The sequence below is a fragment of the Desulfuromonas sp. genome, assembly GCF_002868845.1.
GTDB lineage: Bacteria > Desulfobacterota > Desulfuromonadia > Desulfuromonadales > BM501 > BM501.
Genome location: NZ_PKUB01000020.1, coordinates 1 through 20394 on the forward strand (window position 1 = coordinate 1; position 20394 = coordinate 20394).

Genomic DNA, 20394 nt, shown 5'->3' on the forward strand with positions numbered 1-20394 from the left:
GCTACATCTGGAACGACATCCGCAACTTTACCGGCGGCAAGCCGGAGGCGATGCTTCAGTTCGTGTAGATCATCCCGGTGCCCCTGACCGAGAGCCTCGGTACGGTGACCGGCAAGTATGCGGCGAAGGACAAGATCACCTCCTCGGCCATCGACCTGCTCGGCGAAGAATCGATCCAGCGCCTGCTGCACATCGCCGACACCAACAACCCCTACCGCTTCGACCTGCGGCGCGGGGCGCTGGCCCGGGTGGCCGGCGGCGGCATCCACTTCTCGGACGAGATCTACAAAAACAAGAAGGACCTGGTCCAGGTCTACCTCGGCGTCATCCAGAACCGGGTCATCGAGATCGACGGCTACCGCTGGCCGATCGACACCCTGATCATCGCCACCAGCAACAACGCCGAGTTCAACCGCTTCCTCTCCGAAAAGGAGGAGGCGCCGATCATCGACCGCTGCCGCATCTGCTACGTTGCCCACAACACCGACTACACGCGCCAGAATGAGCTGACCGTTTATGCCATCGGCTCGGATACCAAGACCACCCTCAGTCAGGAGGACCTGCACCAAGACCCCAACCTCAACTACGCCGCCTCGGTTGCGGTGGTCCTGTCGCGCCTGCCCCGCTCGGAGAAGCTGACGCCGGTCGAGACGATGAAACTGGCCGCCGGCGAGGTGGCCGGCGAGAAGAGCCTCAAGACCCTGGCCGAGGTCATCGACACCCTCAGCCAGGACCCGGACATCATCAAGCGCTTCGGCCAGAAGGGCCTCGGACAGCGCAACCTGGGCCGGGCCATCCAGCTGATGGTGGAGAGCAGCGAGACCAACGAGGGGCGCTGCATGGTCGCCCTCGACGTCTTCGCCGCCCTGGAGCGCATCGTCCTCGACTACGTCCCCGACGCTGGCGACCGGGCCAAGTACCTGGAGGACCTCAAGATCGCCAAGGGGCTTTACCGCGAGCGGATCATGACCGAGATGTTCAACGCCTATATGGACGAGCCGCTGGCCATCCGCAAGGACGTGATGAACTACGTCAACATGATCATCGGCATCGACGCCGAGAACCTCGGCCCCAATCTGATGTGGAAGTACAAAGATCCCCAGACGGGAGAGTTGAGGGCCCTCAAGATCGACGAGCGCTTCGTGCGCAACGTCGAAGAGCGGATCGGCCTGAAGACCAAGGAACAGCGCGAGACCTTCCGCACCACCATCCGCAAGATCTACGGGCAGAAGATCTCCGTCGATCCCAACTACGACTTCATGGACAATCTGGAGCTGGTCAAGGCGGTCACCGACGTGCGCCTGAAAAGCGACATCGCCGGCGCCGGGAGCCTGGTCGGGGCGCTGGCCAACCGCACCAACGAGGAGAACCAGAAACTCTACGACCGCATGATCACCACCATGCTCGACAAGCTCGGCTACTGCCGCACCTGCTCCCAGAAGACCATCGAATACTTCTGCACCCAGGAGGATGAGGGGTAATCACCCGGACACCTCCTTTGACCCGACGGTAAGGCATGGACCCGAAGCTGCTTGAACTCTATAAAAAACTGAAAAAACAGGGCCTGAGCGCGGAGCGGGAGGAGAGGATTCTCCGGGAATTGCGCTGCGAGGACCGTCACGGCCTGCCCGGCCCGCCTCCCCCACGGCCCGCGCCGGAGTTCTACGGCTTCGGCGATCTGATGATGATGCAGCGGATGTCCCCGGAAGCGGGCCCCTACGTCACCCACATCCGCTCCATCGACGAACTGCTCGAGCGGGACAGACAGCGGGAAGAGGACGGCTTCCCCCGCAAGGTCCGGGTCGGCCGGATGATCAAGCCGGGCCGAAGCGGCAAGGACAAGGTCGTGGTCGTCCCGACCACGGTGGAGGAAAAATTCATCCACGACCCCAGCTTCGCCCCTCCCGGCGAAGGGACCTCCTCCGGGGGATCGGGCGAGGGCGAGGAGGGGGAGGTCATCGGCGAGACGCCGGTGCGCCCCGAGGGGGGGGAAGGAGGCGAGGGGGCCGGTCAGGGAGAAGGCGGCGCCCACGAGGTGGAGGCCAGCGCCTACGACCTCGGCAGAATCCTCACCGAGAAGTTCGAGCTGCCCAACCTCAAGGAGAAAGGCAAGAAGCGCTCCCTGACCCGCTTCACCTACGAACTGACCGACCGCAACCGCGGCTTCGGCCAACTCCTCGACAAGAAGGCCACCCTGCGCCGCATCCTGGAGACCAACATCTCCCTCGGCAACCTTCCCGACACGAGCGACATCGACCCCACCCGCTTCCTCATCGCCCCCGACGACAAGGTCTACCGCATCCTCTCCCGGGAGAGGGAGATGGAGGCCCAGGCGATCGTCTTCTTCCTGCGCGACTATTCGGGCTCCATGGGAGGCAAGGCCACCGACCTCGTCGTCACCCAGCACGTGCTGATCTTCAGCTGGCTTCTCTACCAGTACGACCGCCAGGTGGAGACCCGCTTCATCCTCCACGACACCGAGGCACGGGAGGTCCCCGACTTTCAAACCTACTACAACTCCACCGTGGCCGGCGGCACCCAGGTGTCCAGCGCCTTCTCCCTCGTCAACGAGATCGTCGACAAGGAGGGCCTCGCCGCCGACTACAACATCTACGTCTTCCACGGCACCGACGGCGACGACTGGGACTCGGAGGGGAAGCACACCCTGCCCCAGGTCGAAAAAATGCTGCGCTACGCCAGCCGGGTCGGCATCACCATCGCCGAGCACAGCTACACCTCCAGCGGCAACACCGAGGTGGAAAGATACATGAAGAAGTCGGGCCTGCTCGAGACCAAGTCCGACCTGGTCCGCCTCGACAGCATGGACGAGGCCTCCGGGGAGCCGCGCCTCATCGAGGGGATCAAGAAGCTGATCGGTTGAAAGTCAGGAGTCAGGAGTCAGGAGTCAGGAGTCAGGAGTCAGGAGTCAGGAGTCAGGAACGATTCTATAACCCGCAGGAGAGTTGAAGAAGCGAGGATTTTTGGAGCAGGTCAAGGAAGTTGAAAAGTGCCGAGGAGGCGTACATCGGTACGCCGCACGAAGGCACTTTGAAAACTGACGCGGAGATGCTTCAAAAAGACCGCTTCCACCGTCTATGGAACTGATCGACCAACATACCAAGGGCATCATGGAGGGCTGCAAGGCGCGGGCGCGGGCGGCGGGACTGCGCTTCGGGGACGAGACCCTGGAGTACATCGTCACCAACCGCGACCTGCTCGAACTCACCCCCAAGTACATGATCCCCACCCTCTACGACTACTGGGTCCACGACGTGGAGGTGCTCAAGGAGAAGGGCCGCTACGAGCTCTACCCCGGCAATCCCTACGAGACGGTCATCAACACCCGTCCGGCCATCTCCTTCTACAACGACAACAACCCCGACTGGCTCAACGTGATGATTTTCTACCACGTCCTCGGCCACATCGACTTCTTCCAGAACAACCTCTTCTTCCGCCACACCTGGGATTTCGACCTGACGGGGCAGGCCCTGGCGGACAAGCGCCTCATCGCCAGGCTGCGCTCGGAGAAGGGCCGCTGGGTCGACTACGTCATCGAGTTCGCCCGCGGCATCGACAACCTGGTCGGCTACTACCGGGAGCTCTCGGAGCAGTTGCGACCCGGCCCGGCGGACCGGCAAACCCGGCGCCTTGACTACTACTTCGACGTCTTCCTGCAGCGGATCAAGCAGGTCAGGGGGAGCGAGTATCTCAAGGAGATCGCCAGCTACAACGACTGCCTCAAGCGTGACGGCAAGGCCGCGGGGCAGAGCTTCTTCTCCGAGGTGGCCAGACGCTACCCCGAATTCGAGGCGGTCTACCAGAAGGAGCGCCGGCGCAGCCCCCCCCGCAGCGTCGACCTGCTGCAGTTCCTCATGGACCACTCGGAGTTCCTCAACCGGGACGAGAACAAGTGGATGCTGTCGGTGATCCATGTGGTGCGCAAGACCTCCCTCTACTTCCAGCCCCAGATCCGCACCAAGATCATGAACGAGGGGTGGTCGAGCTACTGGCACGAGAAGCTCTTCATGGAGGACGACCGCATCCGGGGACACGAGGTCGATTTCGCCCGGGTCAACGCCTGGGTCACCTCCATGCCCCGGGTGGGGCTCAACCCCTACGCCCTCGGCATGCGACTCTTCCACCACATCGAGGAGATGGCCGACAAGGGTCGCTACGGCCTGTCCTTCGAGCGGCAGCGCATGCAGACGGAGCGGGACGCCTACGACGACGGCAGCGCCAACGGCAGGGACTTCATTTTCTCGGTGCGGGAGGATTTCAGCGACTTCACCTTTCTCAACACCTTCGTCGACCAGGATTTCGTCTGCCGCCACAACCTGTTCGTCGCCGAGAAGCGCCTCAACCAGGCGCGCATGACCTGGGAATACCTGGTCAAGAGCCGCAAAGCCGAGGACTACCGGCAGATGATCTTCGACACCCTCTACCACCCCCCGAGCATCACCGTCTCCCCGGACCAAAGGACCGAAGGCAGCCTTTACCTGGTCCACCGGTTCGAGGAGAAGCCCCTGCTCAAAGAGTACATCGCCAACACCATGCTCGGGATCGAATACCTCTGGGGCGGCCCGGTCCACCTCGAAACGAACGAACCTGCGGAGCCGACCGTTGCGCGCGAAGAGCCCTTCGGGCGCGGCTCCGGAGAACCCGAGAGACCGCCCCTGAGCTGGCGAAAAATGCTGTACACCATGGAAAACCGCGAACTGACCAGCCGCCCCCTTTAGCGGGAAGCCGAAGGAGAGAGAATCGTATGGCCGCAGCCGGGGACAACATCAGCAAAGCCCTGCGCAACGTCAACCGCCACCTCAAGGCCCGGGAGCACCAGGCCGCCATCCCCTTCGACGCATTACTGAAAGTCATGGCGGACAACCCCGCGGCGGTCATGCGCAACGTCTTCCAGGTCTTCCACGACATGGTCAAAAACTATGTCGCCGAGGGCCCCGACGAGTACAGCAGCGACCCCGAGTCGATCCACTACGTCAACTACGACAGCTCCCGGCTCTTCGTCGAGGACGTGGACAACCCCTTCTTCGCCGACCGGCTCTTCGCCAACCGGCTCATCAACCTGGTGGAATCCCTCCAGCGGGGCGCCCAGCAGAACAAGATCTACATCTTCGAAGGCCCCCACGGCTGCGGCAAGAGCACCTTCCTCAACAACCTGCTGCGCAAGTTCGAAACCTACGCCAACACCGAGGAGGGGGTGCGCTTCGAGGCGGTCTGGCGCCTCGACAGGCGAAGCCTGGCCAGCATCGCGCCGGGCGAGACCAACCGCTTCCTCGACAAACTGGGGCAACTCCTCGACGACTACGAATTCAACCAGGCCGAAATCCTCGAGGCCAAGAAATCCCTCCTCGCCAACGAGGACTTCATCGAAGTCCCCTGCCCGAGCCACGACAACCCGATGCTGGTCGTCCCCAAGGACTACCGCCGGGCCTTCTTCGACGACCTGTTCAAGAACGACGAGAGCAAATGGCGCCTCTTCACCGCCAAGGAATACGAGTGGGTCTTCAAGGACAAACCCTGCACCATCTGCTCCTCGATCTTCCAGGCCCTGCTCAACCGCCTCGGCAAGCCCGAACAGGTCTTCGCCATGCTCTACGCCCGCCGCTACCGCTTCAACCGGCGCCTCGGCCAGGGGATCAGCGTCTTCAGCCCGGGCGACACCCCGCCGGAGAAGACGGTGCTGCACAACGAGATCCTGCAGAACCGCATCAACGACCTGCTCAGGGACAGCAGCCTGGTGCGCTATCTCTCCTCCCGCTATGCCCGGACCAACAACGGCATCTACGCCCTCATGGACATCAAGTCCCACAACGTCGATCGCCTCATCGAACTGCACAACATCATCAGCGAAGGGGTTCACAAGGTTGAAGACATCGAGGAGAACGTCAACTCGCTGCTGCTGGCGGTGATGAACCCCGAGGACCAGAAGAACATCGAGGGCCTGCGCTCCTTCCTCGACCGGGTGGAATACATCAAGATCCCCTACGTCCTCGACCTGAACACCGAGGTCCAGATCTACCGCAACATCTTCGGCCGCCAACTCGACGAAAGCTTCCTGCCCCGGGTGCTCCACAACTTCGCCCGCCTGATCATCTCCACCCGCCTCGAACCGAGATCGCCGGCCATGGAGGAGTGGATTCTCGATCCGGGCAAATACCGGCTCTTCTGCGACCCCAACCTGCTGCTGCTGAAGATGGAGATCTACACCGGGCACATCCCCGAATGGCTCACCGCGGAAGACCGCAAACGGCTCACCGCCAAGCGGCGCCGGCGCATCATCGGCGAATCGGAGGCCGAAGGAGCCCGCGGACTCTCCGGCCGAGACGCCATCAAGATATTCAACGACCTCTATTCCTCCTTCGGCAAATCCCGCAAGCTGATCACCATGTCGATGCTGCGCTCGTACTTCACCCGGATGCGCTCCGAACTCGGGGAGCAACTTCCCATGGGACTGCTCGACTCCCTGCTGCAGATGTACAACTACACCGTCCTCCAGGAAGTCAAGGAGGCCCTCTACTACTTCAACGAAGAACGGATCTCGCGGGAGATCCAAAACTACCTCTTCGCCGTCAACTTCGAACCGGGCACCGTCGCCCGCTGCGAATTCACCGGGGAGCAGCTCTCTATCGATGATAACTTCCTGCGCGGCATCGAGGTCAAGCTCCTCGGAGAGGGGACCTCGGATGAGGCCCGCATCGCCTTCCGGACCGACACCCAGCGGGAGTACACCTCGCGCACCATCACCCAGGAGATCCTCGCCGAAGGCAGGGCCGTCGCCGAGACGCGGCTCTTCGGGAGCCTGCACGAGCAGTACGTCCACCACCTCAAGGAGAAGGTCCTCGATCCCTTCCTCGCCAACGAGAACTTCCGCCGGGCGGTCAGGGACCTCGACAAGCCCGCCTTCAAGACCTACGACAAGAAGATCCGCGACGACGTCACCTTCCTGATCGGCAACCTCTGCAGCCGCTTCCGCTACACAAAGGCCGGGGCCCAGGCTGTCTGCATCTACGTCATCGACAACGATCTCGCCCGAGCCTTTTCGGACATCTGAACGGCGTGCCCCCCCCTGCAGGGCAAACGCCCAAACGCCGAGCGGGCGCCCGTGGGCGCCCGCTCGGCATCTCTATTTTCGGAATCCGCTTCATCAGAGGGGCTGGCGGGAGGAGACCTCCCAGGGACCGTGAAAATAGGCCTCGTAATCGGGACTATCGACCCGGCTGACGGAGAAAAGCAGGCGCGAGGGGCGCAGCCCCCGCACGGCCCGGGAGGCGGCCTCGATCCGGACTCCGGCCAGGTCAAGGGTGCTGGCAGAGGACTCGATGCCCACGTCCGACCGGATGTCGAGCGCGGTCGCGGTGACCCTGGAACCGGTCACCGCCAGCCCCACTCCCTCGCCGACGATCCGACTGTTTTCGATGGACACCTCCGAACCGAGAATCTTCACCTCGGCGGCCGCCACGCCGACCAGGCGCACCTTCCGACAACGCTCCACCTCGATGCGCCGGTAGGAACCGGTAAAGGTAATCGCTTCCTGGTCGCGGCAAAGCCCCACCCGATCTCCGGGAATCTCCTTCTGATCAGGTTCGCGAAAAGGAGCGGAGAGAGCACCCCGCAGGGCCTCTTCGAAGAGAGCGGGCCGGAGGGTCATGGGCACATGACCGCCGCCGGGAATCACCTTCAGGCGGGCTTCCGGCAGGCGGGCGGCAAGGAGGCGGCCGGTGCGCAGTGGCGCAACCCGGTCATCCTCACCCCAAAGGAGGTAGCTCGGCACGGAGACCCTCTCCAGCACCGGGGCGAAGTTGGCCTGAACCAGGGCCAGTCCGGCGATCTTGGCCGGATCGCCGCCGAGAACCTTTTCGCGCAGGGATTCCCGCTCCAGGACAGCATCGAGGTCGACAGGAGGCTCGGGCATCTTCTCGACCAGCTTGCCGAAGAGCCGCCCCAGCCAGGCCAGGGGGGCCGGCATCGCCTCCCGATCCTGAAGCTTCCCGATCTTGAGATGGATCATGAACCGGGTCAGGGCGGTGCGGTGCAGTATCCCCGCCACGTTTACCAGCACCAGGCGCTGCAGCCCCTCCGGCCGGGTCGCCGCAAAATGAAGAGCTAAAGCCCCCCCGAGGGAATGGCCGACCACCACATAGGGTCCCTGCACCCGGCTCGCGACCAGCCATCGCAAAAAAGCCGTGTAGCGCTCGGGGCTGTAGAGGAGATTCGCCTTGCTGGAGCGGCCGAAGCCGGGAAGGTCGCAGGCGACAACCCGGTAGTCCCGAGCGAGGACGGGAAGGAGCCCGTCCAAAACCGCCGACCCCTCATCGCCGACGCCGTGGATCAAAACGATCGTCCCCCGCTGCCCATCCCCCGCTTCGCGGATCAGGACATGGCCCCCGAAGACCGGCTCCCGGACCAGTTCCTCGCGAACCCCGACGGAGAAGCCGTCCGGCTGCGGGAAAGGCTTCGGGACAGAGACCTGCCCGCCCGCATGCCCAGGGCCGACGGAGATCCCGAAGAGAAGCCCGAGGGCCCAGAGAATGCAAAGAACAAACCGCCGAGCCTGGCCGCCTTCCCCGGTCACGAAAGCCCCCTCCCCGCCCGCACTAGCGGGTCAGTTGCCGGTACTTGATGCGATGAGGCCGGTCGGCTTCGGCGCCGAGACGCTTCCTTCGGTCGGCCTCGTACTCGGAATAGTTGCCTTCGAACCACACCACCTTACTGTCCCCCTCGAAGGCGAGGATGTGGGTGGCGATGCGGTCGAGAAACCAGCGGTCGTGGCTGATGACGACCGCGCAGCCGCCGAAGTTCTCCAGGCCCTCCTCCAGCGCGCGCATGGTGTTGACGTCCAGGTCGTTGGTCGGTTCGTCGAGGAGAATGACATTGGCCCCCTCGCGAAGCATTTTGGCCAGATGGACCCGGTTGCGTTCGCCGCCGGAGAGCATCCCCACCCTTTTTTGCTGGTCGCTTCCCGAAAAGTTGAAGCGGGACACGTAGCCGCGGGAATTGACCAACTGCCGGCCGAGCTCGATCTGTTCCTGTCCCCCGGTGATCTCTTCCCAGATGGTCTTGCCCGGGTCAAGCTCACGGCCCTGGTCGACATAGGCCAGCCGGACCGTCTCGCCGGTTCGAAAGGCCCCGACATCGGCCTGCTCCTGTCCGGTAATGAGGCGGAAAAGGGTCGTCTTGCCGGCGCCGTTGGGGCCGATGACGCCGACGATGCCGCCGGGGGGCAAACGGAAACCGAGGTCCTCGAAGAGGAGCTTGTCGCCGAAGGCCTTGGCCACACCCTGCGCCTCGATAACCACGTTGCCAAGGCGCGGCCCCGGCGGGATAAAGAGCTCGAGATCCCTGCCCTGCTTTTCATTTTCCTGGGAAACAAGGTTCTCATAAGCGGTAATGCGGGCCTGGCTCTTGGCGTGGCGCCCCTTGGGGCTCATGCGGATCCACTCAAGCTCCCGCTCCAGCGTCTTCTGCCGGGCCCCCTCGGCCTTCTCCTCGCGGCGCAGCCGCTCCTGCTTCTGCTCGAGCCAGGAGGAGTAGTTACCCTTCCAGGGAATGCCGTGGCCGCGATCGAGTTCGAGAATCCAGCCGGCGACGTTGTCGAGGAAATAGCGATCGTGGGTGACGGCAATGACGGTGCCGGGGTACTGCTGCAGGTGATGCTCGAGCCAGGCCACGCTCTCGGCGTCGAGGTGGTTGGTCGGCTCGTCGAGGAGCAGGATGTCCGGTTTCTGCAGCAGTAGCCGGCACAGGGCCACCCGGCGCCGCTCCCCCCCGGAGAGGACCTCGACGGAGGCGTCACCCGGCGGGCAGCGCAGGGCGTCCATGGCCATCTCGAGGCGGCTGTCGAGGTCCCAGGCGTCGAGGGCGTCGAGTTTCTCCTGCACGGCCGCCTGGCGGTCGCAGAGCTTGGCCATCTCGTCGTCGCTCATCGGCTCGGCGAACTGAAGATTGATCTGCTCGAACTCCTGAAGAAGATCGACGGTCTCCTGAACCCCCTCCTCGACCACCTGGCGCACGGTCTTGTCGACGTCCACCAGCGGCTCCTGCTCCAGGAAACCGACGCTGTAGCCGGCGGAGAGGACCGCTTCGCCGTTGACCTCCTTGTCCACCCCGGCCATGATGCGCAGCAAAGAACTCTTGCCGGAACCGTTGAGGCCGAGCACACCGATCTTGGCGCCGTAGAAGTAGGACAGGGAAATATCCCTGATAACCGGCTTTTTGTCGTAGTTTTTGCTGACCCGCATCATCGAATAGATGATCTTGTTGCCCTCGCTGCTCATCGTCTTTGATCCCTCCGGTAGATGTTTCGTGGCCCGGGCGGGGTGCGCTCCGGGCCAACGATCTTACCTTGTTTTAGCACCCTGCGCCAAGGGGAAATCCTGCACAGGAAGGCAACGGCCAAGCCCCTGCGCCGGAATGAAAAAAGGCCCCGCCGGGTGGCGGGGCCTTTTCCTTTTGAAACTGAAATATCGCTCAGTGACGATTCACGTTCTGGGCCTGGGGCCCCTTGGGCCCGTCGATGATTGTGAAGGCGACTTCGTCCCCCTCGGCCAGGGTCTTGAACCCGTCCATGTCGATAGCGGAAAAGTGCACAAATACGTCGGGCCCCTCCTCCTGCTGAATAAAACCGAAACCTTTAGCATCATTGAACAACTTCACAGTACCCTTCGTCGTCATCATCCTCTCCTGTCTTGATAAAACACCTACATACCCCGGGAGCCCCGGAAACCTTTGCCTTCCATATTTTTATCGGGTTGTCAAAAAAAATCAACCAATCTTGTTAAAAAATTCATACTTTTATTGGGATTCGGACAAAAAAAGAGGACAAGCCTCCCCAGACAGGCCCATTCCCTGACATTCGGTCCCCGGTCCCGCCCTTTTCCTCAGACCTGCTGGGCCGGCCCCTCGGACACTTCCCGCCTCAGTCGATCCATGCAGGAAGGGCAAATCGTAGCGGTGTCGAGTTCGCACACGTTCTTGCGGATCTGGTGTCCCTTGGCTGACGTGGCCCCCTGGTATTCACCGCACCATGCACAGTACCTGAGCAAACAGCCTCCTTCTCGTTCCCCGCCCTCTTCTTCCGGCAGGTCGGCACACCTTCATGAGAAAATCACTGTCATGCCATGAAATCTACCACAAAGGACGCTCCGGTCAAGGAGAGCCGCGACCCCGCTCCCAGCCAAGGGCCTATTTCAGGTACTCCAGCAGCAGTCGGACCCCGACGCCGGTCCCCCCCCTGGGGATATAGGCCCGCCCCTTCTCCTCCCAGGCCGTCCCGGCGATGTCAAGATGCGCCCAGGTGAAGTCGGAAGCGAATTTCTGCAGGAATGCCGCCGCCGTGATCGTGCCTGCCGGCCGGCCGCCGATGTTCTTGACGTCGGCCACTTCGCTTTTGAGCTGGGCCGCGTAATCGTCCCAGAGGGGGAGCTCCCAGAGCCGCTCTCCGCACTCCCCCCCGGCCCGCACCAGCTGCCTGACCAACCCCTTGTGGTTGCCCAGCACGGCGGTGGCGTGATGGCCGAGAGCGATAATGCAGGCTCCGGTGAGGGTCGCCAGGTCGATGACCACCCGGGGGTTGAAACGCTTCGCATAGGTCAGGGCGTCGGCCAGGATGAGCCGCCCCTCGGCATCGGTGTTGAGCACCTCAATGGTTCGCCCGGAGAGGGAGGTCAAAATATCCCCGGGACGGATGGCGCTTCCCGAAGGCATGTTCTCCACCGCGGGGACGATCCCCACGAGGTTGACCGGCAGTTTCAGAAGGGAGGCCGCCAGCAGAGTGCCGAGAACCGCCGCAGCCCCCGCCATGTCCATTTTCATCTCGTCCATCTTCTCGGCCGGTTTGAGGGAGATCCCCCCGGCATCGAAGGTCACGCCCTTGCCCACCAAGGCGATGGGACTGGCGTCTCCGTTGCCGCCCCGGTACTCCAGGACGATGAGCCGCGGCTCCCGGACGCTGCCCTGAGCCACCCCGAGCATCGCCCCGAACCCTTCCTCCTCCACCTCCCGGGGCCCGAGAACCGTACACCCCAGGCCCGCCTCCCGGGCCAGGTCCCGGGCGCACTGGGCAAGGTATTCGGGCGCCTTGACGTTGCCCGGCTCGTTGACCAGGTCGCGGGCCAAAGCGACTCCCCGGCAGATGGCCTGTGCATTCTCCACCCCCTTGCGGCTCTCGCGGGCCTGGGCCTGGTCCCCTGTCAGGAGATTAATCTGTTTGAGGGAGGGGGGCAGTTCTTCGGCCTTCTCCTTGCGGTAGCGGTCGAAGCGGTAGGTGCCCAGCAGAAGCCCCTCGGTCACCGCCTGCGCCCTTCTCTCGGGGCTGTCTCCGCGCACGGCGAAGGACTCCAGCCCCACCGATAAACCGGTAATTTTGCGCTCCTGCAGAAAGGTGCCCGCAGTCCCCGCGGCCTGGCGCAGATGCTCAAACCCCGACCCCTTCTCTTTTCCGAGCCCCACCAGCAGAACCCGCTCGGCGGCAAGTGCGGGGCCGCCATGCAGCATCAGGGTCTGCCGATGCTTTCCGGCGAACTCCCCCGCCCGCCCGGCCCGGCCGAGAGCCCCCCCCAGGGCCCTGTCAAGATCCTTGAGCAAGGACGTGGCGAGCTTGCCTTCATAAACCGCCAGAACCAGGCAGGGGGTTTTCTGTTTCAGCGGATCGGCCTTTTTGACCTTGATATCCATCGGTGGTCCTTTCCTGGGTGGGATATTTGCTTCGGTAACGTTCCCATCAATTGCGGCATTGTTCGGGCCCGGCGTGAAGGCGGTCGGCCACGCTCCGAACCACGCCATCGAGTTCGCTCACCCCCCGCCCCCTCCAGGGCCGGGGAGGTACGCCGCGCAGCACGTCCTCCGGGGTGCGGGCCAACGCGAAATCGACGGCGTAGGCCACCTGCACCGCCAGCAGGGACGAGCCTTCGGCGAGGGGCGGCTCAGGTCGGACTCTCGCTCCAGCAGGGAGAGAAGCCGGGGGGGGTGCGGGAACCGTAGCGGCGAATCAGATTTTCCGGAACCTGCTCCGCAAGTCGGTACCTTTCAGAGAGAGGCCTGGCGAGGCGCCGCATAAAAGCGGCCAGCCCCCCGGTCGCCCCGCCGGGCTGGGAGATTCGACCGGCCAGGCTGGGCCCACGCCCTCTGCCCAGACGGTCGGCAACACGACCCGCCGGCTCAAACGGCCGCCATCTCGCGGATGGGGAGAAGGACAGCTGGGGAAAGAAGGACTCATGAAATCAAAGTCTAGCCCGCATCGCCCCCCTTTTCAATCATCTCTTTAAAGATCGACCCCGAGCCTCTTCAGCACCCCGGCATAAAGGGCGTAGGCGCACACCATCAATAGAACGGCTAAAAGAAGGGCCGGGACAAAGGGCATCCCTCCCCGCAGCAGCCGTGGAAGGATCAGGAAAAAGAGGAGCGACGGCAGCAGGGCCCAGAAGATCTGCCCGGTCAGGTCGCTGACCACCTGGATGTCCAGGGTGTCGTGGTAAAGCCAGAGCAGGGCCAGGATGGAGGTCAGGGGAAGGGAGGCGAGAATGGCCGCCAGGGGGGTGTGGCGCCGGGCCACTTCGGACACCCCGGCGATCACCAGTGCGGAGATTACGACTTTGAGAAAAAAATACATGAAAACGCCGCTCCGCCGCAAAGAGGCGGCCTCCCCGGCAGAAACCTCATCTCAGCCCCAGCTTTTTGCATACCAAGCCGAGGTACTTGTTCAGCGGGTGTTCCCGATCCAGAAAGTGTACGATCGGCTCATCGCGGAGGCCGAGCTGCTTCAGCGCCGCCACGATCCGGGGGTTGCGTCCCCGCTTCAGACCGCGCCGGAAAGTCTTGATGGCCTTCTCCTTCTGCCCGGCCAGCAGGTAAACCCGCCCCAGGTTGAAATGATGGAGGGCGTTGTTCGGCTCCCGGCGCATGGCTTCGGTGCAGAGCTGAACGGCCTTCTGCATCTGGCGGCGCTCTTTGGCCAGGCAATAGCCGAGGGTGGAGGCCGCCGAGGGGGAGAGGTGCTGGGCTGCGACCTTCTCCAGGTGGACCAGAGCAAGCAGAGTCTCTCCCCGATTGGCCGCTGCAATCCCCTTGGCGGCTTCACTCTGCTGCTCCTGAAGAATCATGGTTGGCCGTCGCCTCCTGCTGTATAATGGCACCAAAGACGCATTACAATCTTACCCTAGGAAGGCCCCCATGGAAACCAAGCCGAAGCCCGCAACGGTTCCGCCCCTGCGAAGGGACACCCTCCGCAGGCAGCTCCTCGACCTGCTGGAAAAGCAGTCCCTGAACTCCATGGAGATCTCGGCGGCCCTCGGCATTGCCGAAAAGGAGGTCTTCGTCCACCTGGAGCACGTCCAGCATACCCTTCGCAACGCCCCCCGGCAACTTCGAATCACTCCCGCCGCCTGCCGGCAGTGCGGCTTCGTGTTCCGCAAGCGGGAACGCCTGAAAAGGCCGGGCAAGTGCCCCCTCTGCCGCGCCGAAACCATCAGCCAGCCGCTCTTCACCATCGACTAGCCCCTGCCTCCTCCGAAAGTGGCCGCAAAAAACCCCGGGAGGATCCTCCTCCGCGGGGCCAGTGACTGGTCTTTTACTTCGAATTTGCGCCGTCAGAGACAGCAAGAGGCTTCTGCTCCGCCTAGGGTTGAATCGAATCAGCGGGGCTCGAAATCGAGGCAGTCCGGCTGGCTGCCTTTCATGGCGATGTGGACATTGGGGGCCATGCACTCGAAATCCGTGTTGTGCTGGCAGTCATAGGATTTGCAGGCTCCGACCCCGGCGTTCATGTCCCTCACTCCGCCGTGGATGGATGACTGAAAATAGGTGTCGCAGACCGGCTCACTGGGCTTCTCCCCCACAGTAATAGCCATGGCGTGACAGGCGTGCTTGTCGTTGTAGGCACAGTCGGAAACCGAACAGTCGGTGACTTTGGGCATATTCATGGGCATGGTGGCATCTCTCTTTCCCGGAGCAGAAGCGTCCCTTGAAATCAAGCTAACAGGTCCCCGACCGTTGTCAAGAAAGGGGGGGGCGAAGTCTTCTCAGCGACCCCTCCCGGAAAAACTCCTCGGAAAAGGTCGCAGAGAGAGGCCAAGGCTCAGGCAGATATAAATTAACCGCACCCGATGGCCGAAAAGAGAAGAGAAAGGCGATGGTAGCGGAGAACTTCGTGATGCATTCCCCGAGAGGCTGCAAGGATTAACTGTTGTCAACCCTTGCCTGCTGATGCTATTTTACCCGGGAGCATCAGGGGTCCCTGCCTGCCCTGCTTCGATCCGACAATACCCAACCAAGAAGGTGCTTATGATATACAAGAGGTTCAGCCTGCGCTGGAAAATCCTGCTTCCGCTGGTCATCCTCTCGGTCATCCCGGTGGCCGCCACCCTTCTCATCGTCTCCTACCTCTCCAATCAGCAGATGGAAGGAGCCATGGAACGGCGCACCAATGACGTCGCCAACTTCGTGGAGCGCACAACCACCTACGCCCAACTGGAGCAGGGCAACTACATCCAGCTCCTGGCAGTCAAGGAAGGCGTGTCCGAGGCGGTCAGAGAGGCCGCCGATACGGGCCTGACCGCCCCCCTGCAGGGGGTGGCCGACGAGGCCCACAAGCGCTACAACTTCGACCTTCTGGAAGTCCTGGACCGGGAGGGAAAGATCATGCTGAGGTCTCTGCCCGGGAACGACCTTCCCCAGGTCTCCGGCATTGACCATCCCGTGGTCGAAGCGAGCCTGGAAGGGGATTTCTATTTCGAGGTCGGGGAATTCGACACCCGCTTCTCCATCGTTGCCGCCACCCCGGTCTACCTTGACGACGAGACGGTCGGCCACCTCGTCGGGGTCACCTTTCTCGACGAAGGTTTTGCCAACAAGGTCAAGTCGGGCAGCGGGGCGGAAATCGCCTTTTTCGATGGAAGCGGCGTCATCGCCTCGACGGTCGCTGGACTGGCCTCCGTCGACATCTCGAAAGTCCTCTCCGGCGACCAGCGCGAGGCCGAACTCGAAGGCGTCTCCCATGCCCTGTTCACCAACTCCCTCGGCGGGGCCAAGCGCGGCGCGCTCATGGCCCTCAACCGCTCAGAACTAATTTACGCCCGCAACCGCATGAGTCAGGCCCTCTTCGGGATCCTGGCCGCAGCAGGCCTCGTGGCAACCCTGATCGGCATCACCATCGCCGGGCAAATCACCCGTCCCCTGGCGGAGGTCGTGGAAAACCTCAAGGGAATTGCCGAGGGAGAGGCCGACCTGACCAAGTCCCTGGAAGTGACATCCCGGGACGAGGTGGGCGAACTCGCCGGGAACTTCAACCGCTTCGTAGCGCGGCAGCGGGACATGGTCCAACGCACCCGCAAGGTCTCCAACGGCCTGGTGGAGGCGACGGACAAGATCCGCCGTTCCTCGGCCGAGGTCAACGACGGGGCGGTGCGCCAGGCCCAGGCCCTGGAGGAGTCCTTCCGGGCCATCCAGGGCATCGACGGGGCGGTGAGCGGCATCGCCGAGAGCACCAGCTCCCTCGTCGACGCCTCCGAGGAGAGCTCCTCGGCGACCCTGGAGCTGGGGGCCACCATCGAAGAGATCGCCTCGCAGATGGAAAAGCTCTTCGCCACCGTCGAGGAAGTCTCCAGCTCAATCAGCGAAATGTCGATCACGAGCCACCAGGTCGCCGAGAACGTGGACCACCTCTCCGCCGCCACCGAATCGACCGCCTCCTCCATCATCGAGATGGACGCCTCCATCAAGGAGGTCGAGGAGAACGCCGAGATAACCAACCGCCTCTCCGAAGAGGCCACCGAGGACGCGCGCAAGGGCAAGGAAGCGGTGGACGCCACGATCGCCGGCATCGGGGCCATCCGCGAAACCGTCGATCGCGCCTGCACCGTCATCCAGGAACTGGGCAACCAGTCCAACGCCATCGGCAAGATCCTCACCGTCATCGACGATGTGGCCGACCAGACCAGCCTGCTGGCCCTCAACGCCGCCATCATCGCGGCCCAGGCCGGCGAGCACGGCAAGGGCTTCGCGGTGGTCGCAGACGAAATCCGCGAACTGGCCGACCGCACCGCCGTCTCCACCCGGGAGATCGGCTCGATCATCAACAACCTGCAGACCGGCACCCGGGAGGCGGTGGCGACCATGAAGGCCGGCAGCGAACGGGTGCACCAGGAAGTGAGCCGCTCCCAGGCCGCCGGGGGAGCCCTGGAGAAGATTCACATCAGCACCGTCAAGTCGAGCGAGCAGGTGCGCAGCATCGTCCGGGCCACCCAGGAGCAGGCACGGGGCAGCCGCCAGATCACCGACTCCATCAATCAGGTTTCGGCCATGCTGGGACAGATCGCCACCGCCATCAAGCAGCAGACCGACGGAACCCGGCAGCTCGCCCTGGCCTCCGAGTCAATGAAGGAAATCGCCTCCCAGGTCAAACTCAGCACCGGCGAGCAGACCAAGGGCAGTCGCCAGATCAACGCCAACATGGAGCGGATCCGCACCATGATCGAGCGCATCGATGCGGCCACCCGGGAGCAGACCCAGCGCAGCAGTCAGGTGGTCCAAGCGGTCTCCAGCATCCGCAGCATCGCCGAGAGCAACGCCTCGCGCACCGCCGAAATGGACCAAGTGGTGGACCTCCTCTCCAACCAGACCACCACCCTCGAGGAGGAGGTCGGCGCCTTCAAGGCATGAGTCCCGAGCGCTTGACAGTCACCATTCTCGGCGCAGGGACCAGCACCGTGGTTCCCGTACCGGGCTGCTCCTGCGCCGTCTGCACCTCCGGACTGCCGGAGAACTCCCGCACCCGGTGCAGCGCCCTGCTCTCCTTCGCCGGCAGAAACATCCTCATCGACGCATCCACCGACCTGCGCCAGCAGGCGTTGCGCGAGGGCATCACCCGCATCGACGCGGTCCTCTTCACCCACACTCACGCCGACCATGTCCACGGCATCGACGACCTGCGGCCCTTCAATCGCCGGGGAGAACCGGCCATCGCCGTCTACGGTTCGGCCGAAACCATCGCCACCCTGCGCCGCAGATTCTCCTACATCTTCGATGCCGGCGCGGAACCGGGGTACCGCCCCCGCCTGGAGACCCGCGAGGCGAGCGCTCCCTTCCGACTGTTCGGCCTGCCCATCGAGCCCCTCCCGCTGCGCCACGGCAGCGGGCAGTGCCTCGGCTACCGGATCGGGCCCTTCGCCTATCTCGCCGACTGCAGCGCCATCCCGAAATCATCCTGGGACCTCCTGGGAGGCCTCGAAGCCCTGGTTATCGACGCCCTGAGGTTCCGCCCCCACGCCACCCACTTCACCATCGCCCAGGCCCTGAAGGTCGCCGAAGCCCTCGCCCCGAAACGGACCCTGCTCACCCACCTGAGCCACGATGTCGACTATCCCCGCCACGCCCCGGACCTTCCCCCCGGGGTGGAACTGGCCCGGGACGGACAGAGTCTGAGCCTGCTCCTGGACGCCGCGGGGAAAGACACCCCGAAAGCCGCCGCTGGGAACTGACGAAAGTCGCTTGAATTTCAGACCGTTTTCGCTTTAAACTTGGAAACCTTTATCGGGAACGCGTCCCATGCATCAGGAAATCCGGCTCCACGGCCACCTCAACGACACCATCGAATTCTTTGCCACCGCTGCGGCACGGGATGCGTTCGGCTGCCACTTCTACGACGTGGCGGGCGACCGGCTGCGCTTCTTCTCCCCCGGCAACGAACTGGTGCTCGGGCCCGACGGGATTCGCCACCGGGGCAACGGCGGGACCTTCTGCGAATACATGTTCGGCGTCGACCAGCCCCTCGCCGACCTGGCCAAGGGGGACGTACGCAACCGCCTGGTCCTGTACGGCACCACCTACCGGGAAAGCGGCAGGCTCCAGTTCACCGACCAAACCGGGGGTTTCCAGAGTTACGAGCAGATTTTCTTCCGGGGCAACGCCCTGACCAACTATTTCTTCTTCCTCACCGGCTCGGTCTCCGGACGACTGAAGGAGCAGCAGGAAGGAATCCTGCGCCTGCTCGGCAAGACCCTCAAACGCAGCAACCACGTGGGGGAGGGAGAAGAGACCGAGCTCCTCGACGAGATCTTCGGCCTCCTCGGGCACCGCAGTTCTTTCCATCTCATCAAGCTCATCCACAAGCGCCACAAAGCCTACCAGCAGGCTTTCCACGACCTTTATTTCGCCAACAAGGCGATCCCAGACCCCGATTTCGAGACGCTGGGCAATCAGGCAGAGCGCCTGAAGGTCGACAACTACCAGCAAGAGCGGGTCCGCATCGACGTCATGTACAAAAATGCGGACAACCGCCGCATCGTCGACGAATACAAGAACATCCTTATCGGCTGCCACCGCAGGGGAAAGATCGACAAGCTCGAAAACGCCCGGCTGACCCGCCTCAAGACCCTCTCGGTGCGCAACAAGATCCCCTTCGCCCTCTTCTACACATTGGACGAGATGCTCCAGTACGACCATCTCGTCGAATTGGAGGAGCAGGACTACCTCAGCGTGACCCGCCAGATCCTCGAGGGCATCTTCCTCCACGAAAGCCAGATCGACGCCAGCATCAACCAGGAGGACATGATCAAGCTCCTGTTCGCCAAGCGGCGGGCAAGCGAGAACCGGGACGCCACCTTCGAACAGATCCTGCTCGAGACCGGCAAGGCCTGCGATGAAAAGATCCGGGACGGTGCCGACATCTCACTGCTGGAAATCTTCTCCTCCATCGTCACCTACTTCGACCGCTTCGACAACACCTCGGAGCAGATCAACAAGCTCGCCTTCATGGAGAACATCCCCATCTCCGAGGAGATGATCCGCAGCCTGCTGGGCAACAAAAAGGCCTTCGCGGAGCTGGCCCCCGATCTTTTCGAAACCCTCTTCTTCTCCTGCGTCCATCAAGACAAGTACCTCGGCCGCTTCGGCCGCCGCAAGATCGAGAAGCTCCAGAAAGGCCTTATCGCCATCGAAGACGGTCGCCTGACAGTGCAGGACCTCCAGCGCCAGCTCAGCGCCATCGCAGATGAGGAGCGGCACTACCAGGTCCTTCTGGTCCACGTCAAGGACCGCATCCGCAACTTCTACTCCCGCTACAACACCCGGGCGGAGCAGGAGGCCCTACGGGCCGAAGTCGCCCAGGAGCTGTCCCAGAAAGGCCTGCCCGGAGAGGATATCCCCCCCGGGCTCTTCAGGGACGTGGTCGTCCACATCAAGAAGGAAGCGGTCTACCTGCACAACCTCCTGCCCGACATCGTCGCCGACCGGGACATCGCCCTGCGCGAGGACTTCCTCGCCAACAGCGGCCTGGACCGTTTCTACGTCGAGGAGTTGGAGCGGGAATACTTCGAGCTCAACCATCTGGACCTGGAGAACCTCTACCAGATCCGCCAGGGACTCAGCGCCTAGCCGCGCCCGGCACGG

Annotated in this window: 16 protein-coding genes and 1 pseudogene; 8 read left to right on the top strand and 9 right to left on the bottom strand. The window is 63.2% G+C overall.

Features of this window, described 5'->3' with window-relative positions; all coding sequences use genetic code 11:
- From C0617_RS06030 to C0617_RS06045, 4 genes and pseudogenes are all read left to right on the top strand, one after another.
- Window positions 1-1481 (top strand): annotated as a pseudogene (locus tag C0617_RS06030) (serine protein kinase PrkA); the annotation flags it as partial.
- Between the two features lie 35 nt (window positions 1482-1516).
- Window positions 1517-2881: a DUF444 family protein gene (locus C0617_RS06035; RefSeq protein ID WP_291316114.1), complete on the top strand. Its 1365-nt coding sequence runs from the start codon at window positions 1517-1519 to the stop codon at window positions 2879-2881.
- Window positions 2882-3095: 214 nt separating this feature from the next.
- Window positions 3096-4736, top strand: coding sequence for a SpoVR family protein (locus tag C0617_RS06040; RefSeq protein WP_291316115.1), 1641 nt, complete (start codon window positions 3096-3098; stop codon window positions 4734-4736).
- Between the two features lie 26 nt (window positions 4737-4762).
- A complete protein-coding gene (locus C0617_RS06045; protein WP_291316116.1) occupies window positions 4763-7066 on the top strand; it encodes a serine protein kinase PrkA in 2304 nt (767 codons plus the stop codon).
- A 93-nt stretch (window positions 7067-7159) separates the two neighbouring features.
- Here the strand turns inward: C0617_RS06045 and C0617_RS06050 are convergent, their stop codons facing one another.
- The 8 genes from C0617_RS06050 to C0617_RS06085 form a co-directional block, all read right to left on the bottom strand.
- Window positions 7160-8587, bottom strand: a complete 1428-nt coding sequence (locus C0617_RS06050; protein ID WP_291316117.1) for an alpha/beta hydrolase — start codon at window positions 8585-8587, stop codon at window positions 7160-7162.
- Window positions 8588-8609: 22 nt separating this feature from the next.
- On the bottom strand, window positions 8610-10289 hold the full coding sequence (ettA, locus tag C0617_RS06055; protein WP_291316118.1) for an energy-dependent translational throttle protein EttA: 1680 nt from the start codon (window positions 10287-10289) through the stop codon (window positions 8610-8612).
- A 193-nt stretch (window positions 10290-10482) separates the two neighbouring features.
- Complete coding sequence (locus C0617_RS06060) at window positions 10483-10689, bottom strand: cold shock domain-containing protein (RefSeq protein ID WP_291316119.1); 207 nt, start codon at window positions 10687-10689, stop codon at window positions 10483-10485.
- Window positions 10690-10892: 203 nt separating this feature from the next.
- Entirely contained in the window at window positions 10893-11057 is a 165-nt protein-coding gene (locus tag C0617_RS06065) for a hypothetical protein (RefSeq protein WP_291316120.1), read from the bottom strand.
- Window positions 11058-11196: 139 nt separating this feature from the next.
- Entirely contained in the window at window positions 11197-12687 is a 1491-nt protein-coding gene (locus tag C0617_RS06070) for a leucyl aminopeptidase (RefSeq protein ID WP_291316121.1), read from the bottom strand.
- Between the two features lie 46 nt (window positions 12688-12733).
- Window positions 12734-12895, bottom strand: a complete 162-nt coding sequence (locus tag C0617_RS06075) for a hypothetical protein (RefSeq protein ID WP_291316122.1) — start codon at window positions 12893-12895, stop codon at window positions 12734-12736.
- A gap of 378 nt (window positions 12896-13273) precedes the next feature.
- Window positions 13274-13621, bottom strand: a complete 348-nt coding sequence (locus tag C0617_RS06080; protein WP_291316123.1) for a DUF3147 family protein — start codon at window positions 13619-13621, stop codon at window positions 13274-13276.
- 46 nt (window positions 13622-13667) lie between these two features.
- Window positions 13668-14111 (bottom strand): tetratricopeptide repeat protein, encoded by a 444-nt coding sequence (locus tag C0617_RS06085; protein WP_291316124.1) that lies wholly within the window; start codon window positions 14109-14111, stop codon window positions 13668-13670.
- 70 nt (window positions 14112-14181) lie between these two features.
- Here C0617_RS06085 and C0617_RS06090 point away from each other — a divergent pair, with 70 nt between their 5' ends.
- The gene (locus C0617_RS06090) at window positions 14182-14505 is read left to right on the top strand and encodes a transcriptional regulator (RefSeq protein ID WP_291316125.1); all 324 of its coding nucleotides are present in this window, start codon (window positions 14182-14184) and stop codon (window positions 14503-14505) included.
- Between the two features lie 137 nt (window positions 14506-14642).
- Here the strand turns inward: C0617_RS06090 and C0617_RS06095 are convergent, their stop codons facing one another.
- Window positions 14643-14936, bottom strand: coding sequence for a DUF1540 domain-containing protein (locus C0617_RS06095; RefSeq protein WP_291316126.1), 294 nt, complete (start codon window positions 14934-14936; stop codon window positions 14643-14645).
- Window positions 14937-15291: 355 nt separating this feature from the next.
- Between C0617_RS06095 and C0617_RS06100 the strand changes: the two genes are divergently transcribed.
- The 3 genes from C0617_RS06100 (at window position 15292) to C0617_RS06110 (ending at window position 20379) form a co-directional block, all read left to right on the top strand.
- Entirely contained in the window at window positions 15292-17667 is a 2376-nt protein-coding gene (locus C0617_RS06100; protein WP_291316127.1) for a methyl-accepting chemotaxis protein, read from the top strand.
- On the top strand, window positions 17664-18485 hold the full coding sequence (locus C0617_RS06105; RefSeq protein ID WP_291316128.1) for a GPMC system MBL fold metallohydrolase: 822 nt from the start codon (window positions 17664-17666) through the stop codon (window positions 18483-18485). The genes C0617_RS06100 and C0617_RS06105 overlap by 4 nt, the downstream gene beginning before the upstream one ends.
- Window positions 18486-18552: 67 nt before the next feature.
- Entirely contained in the window at window positions 18553-20379 is a 1827-nt protein-coding gene (locus C0617_RS06110) for a TIGR04442 family protein (protein WP_291316129.1), read from the top strand.
- Window positions 20380-20394: the final 15 nt, after the last annotated feature.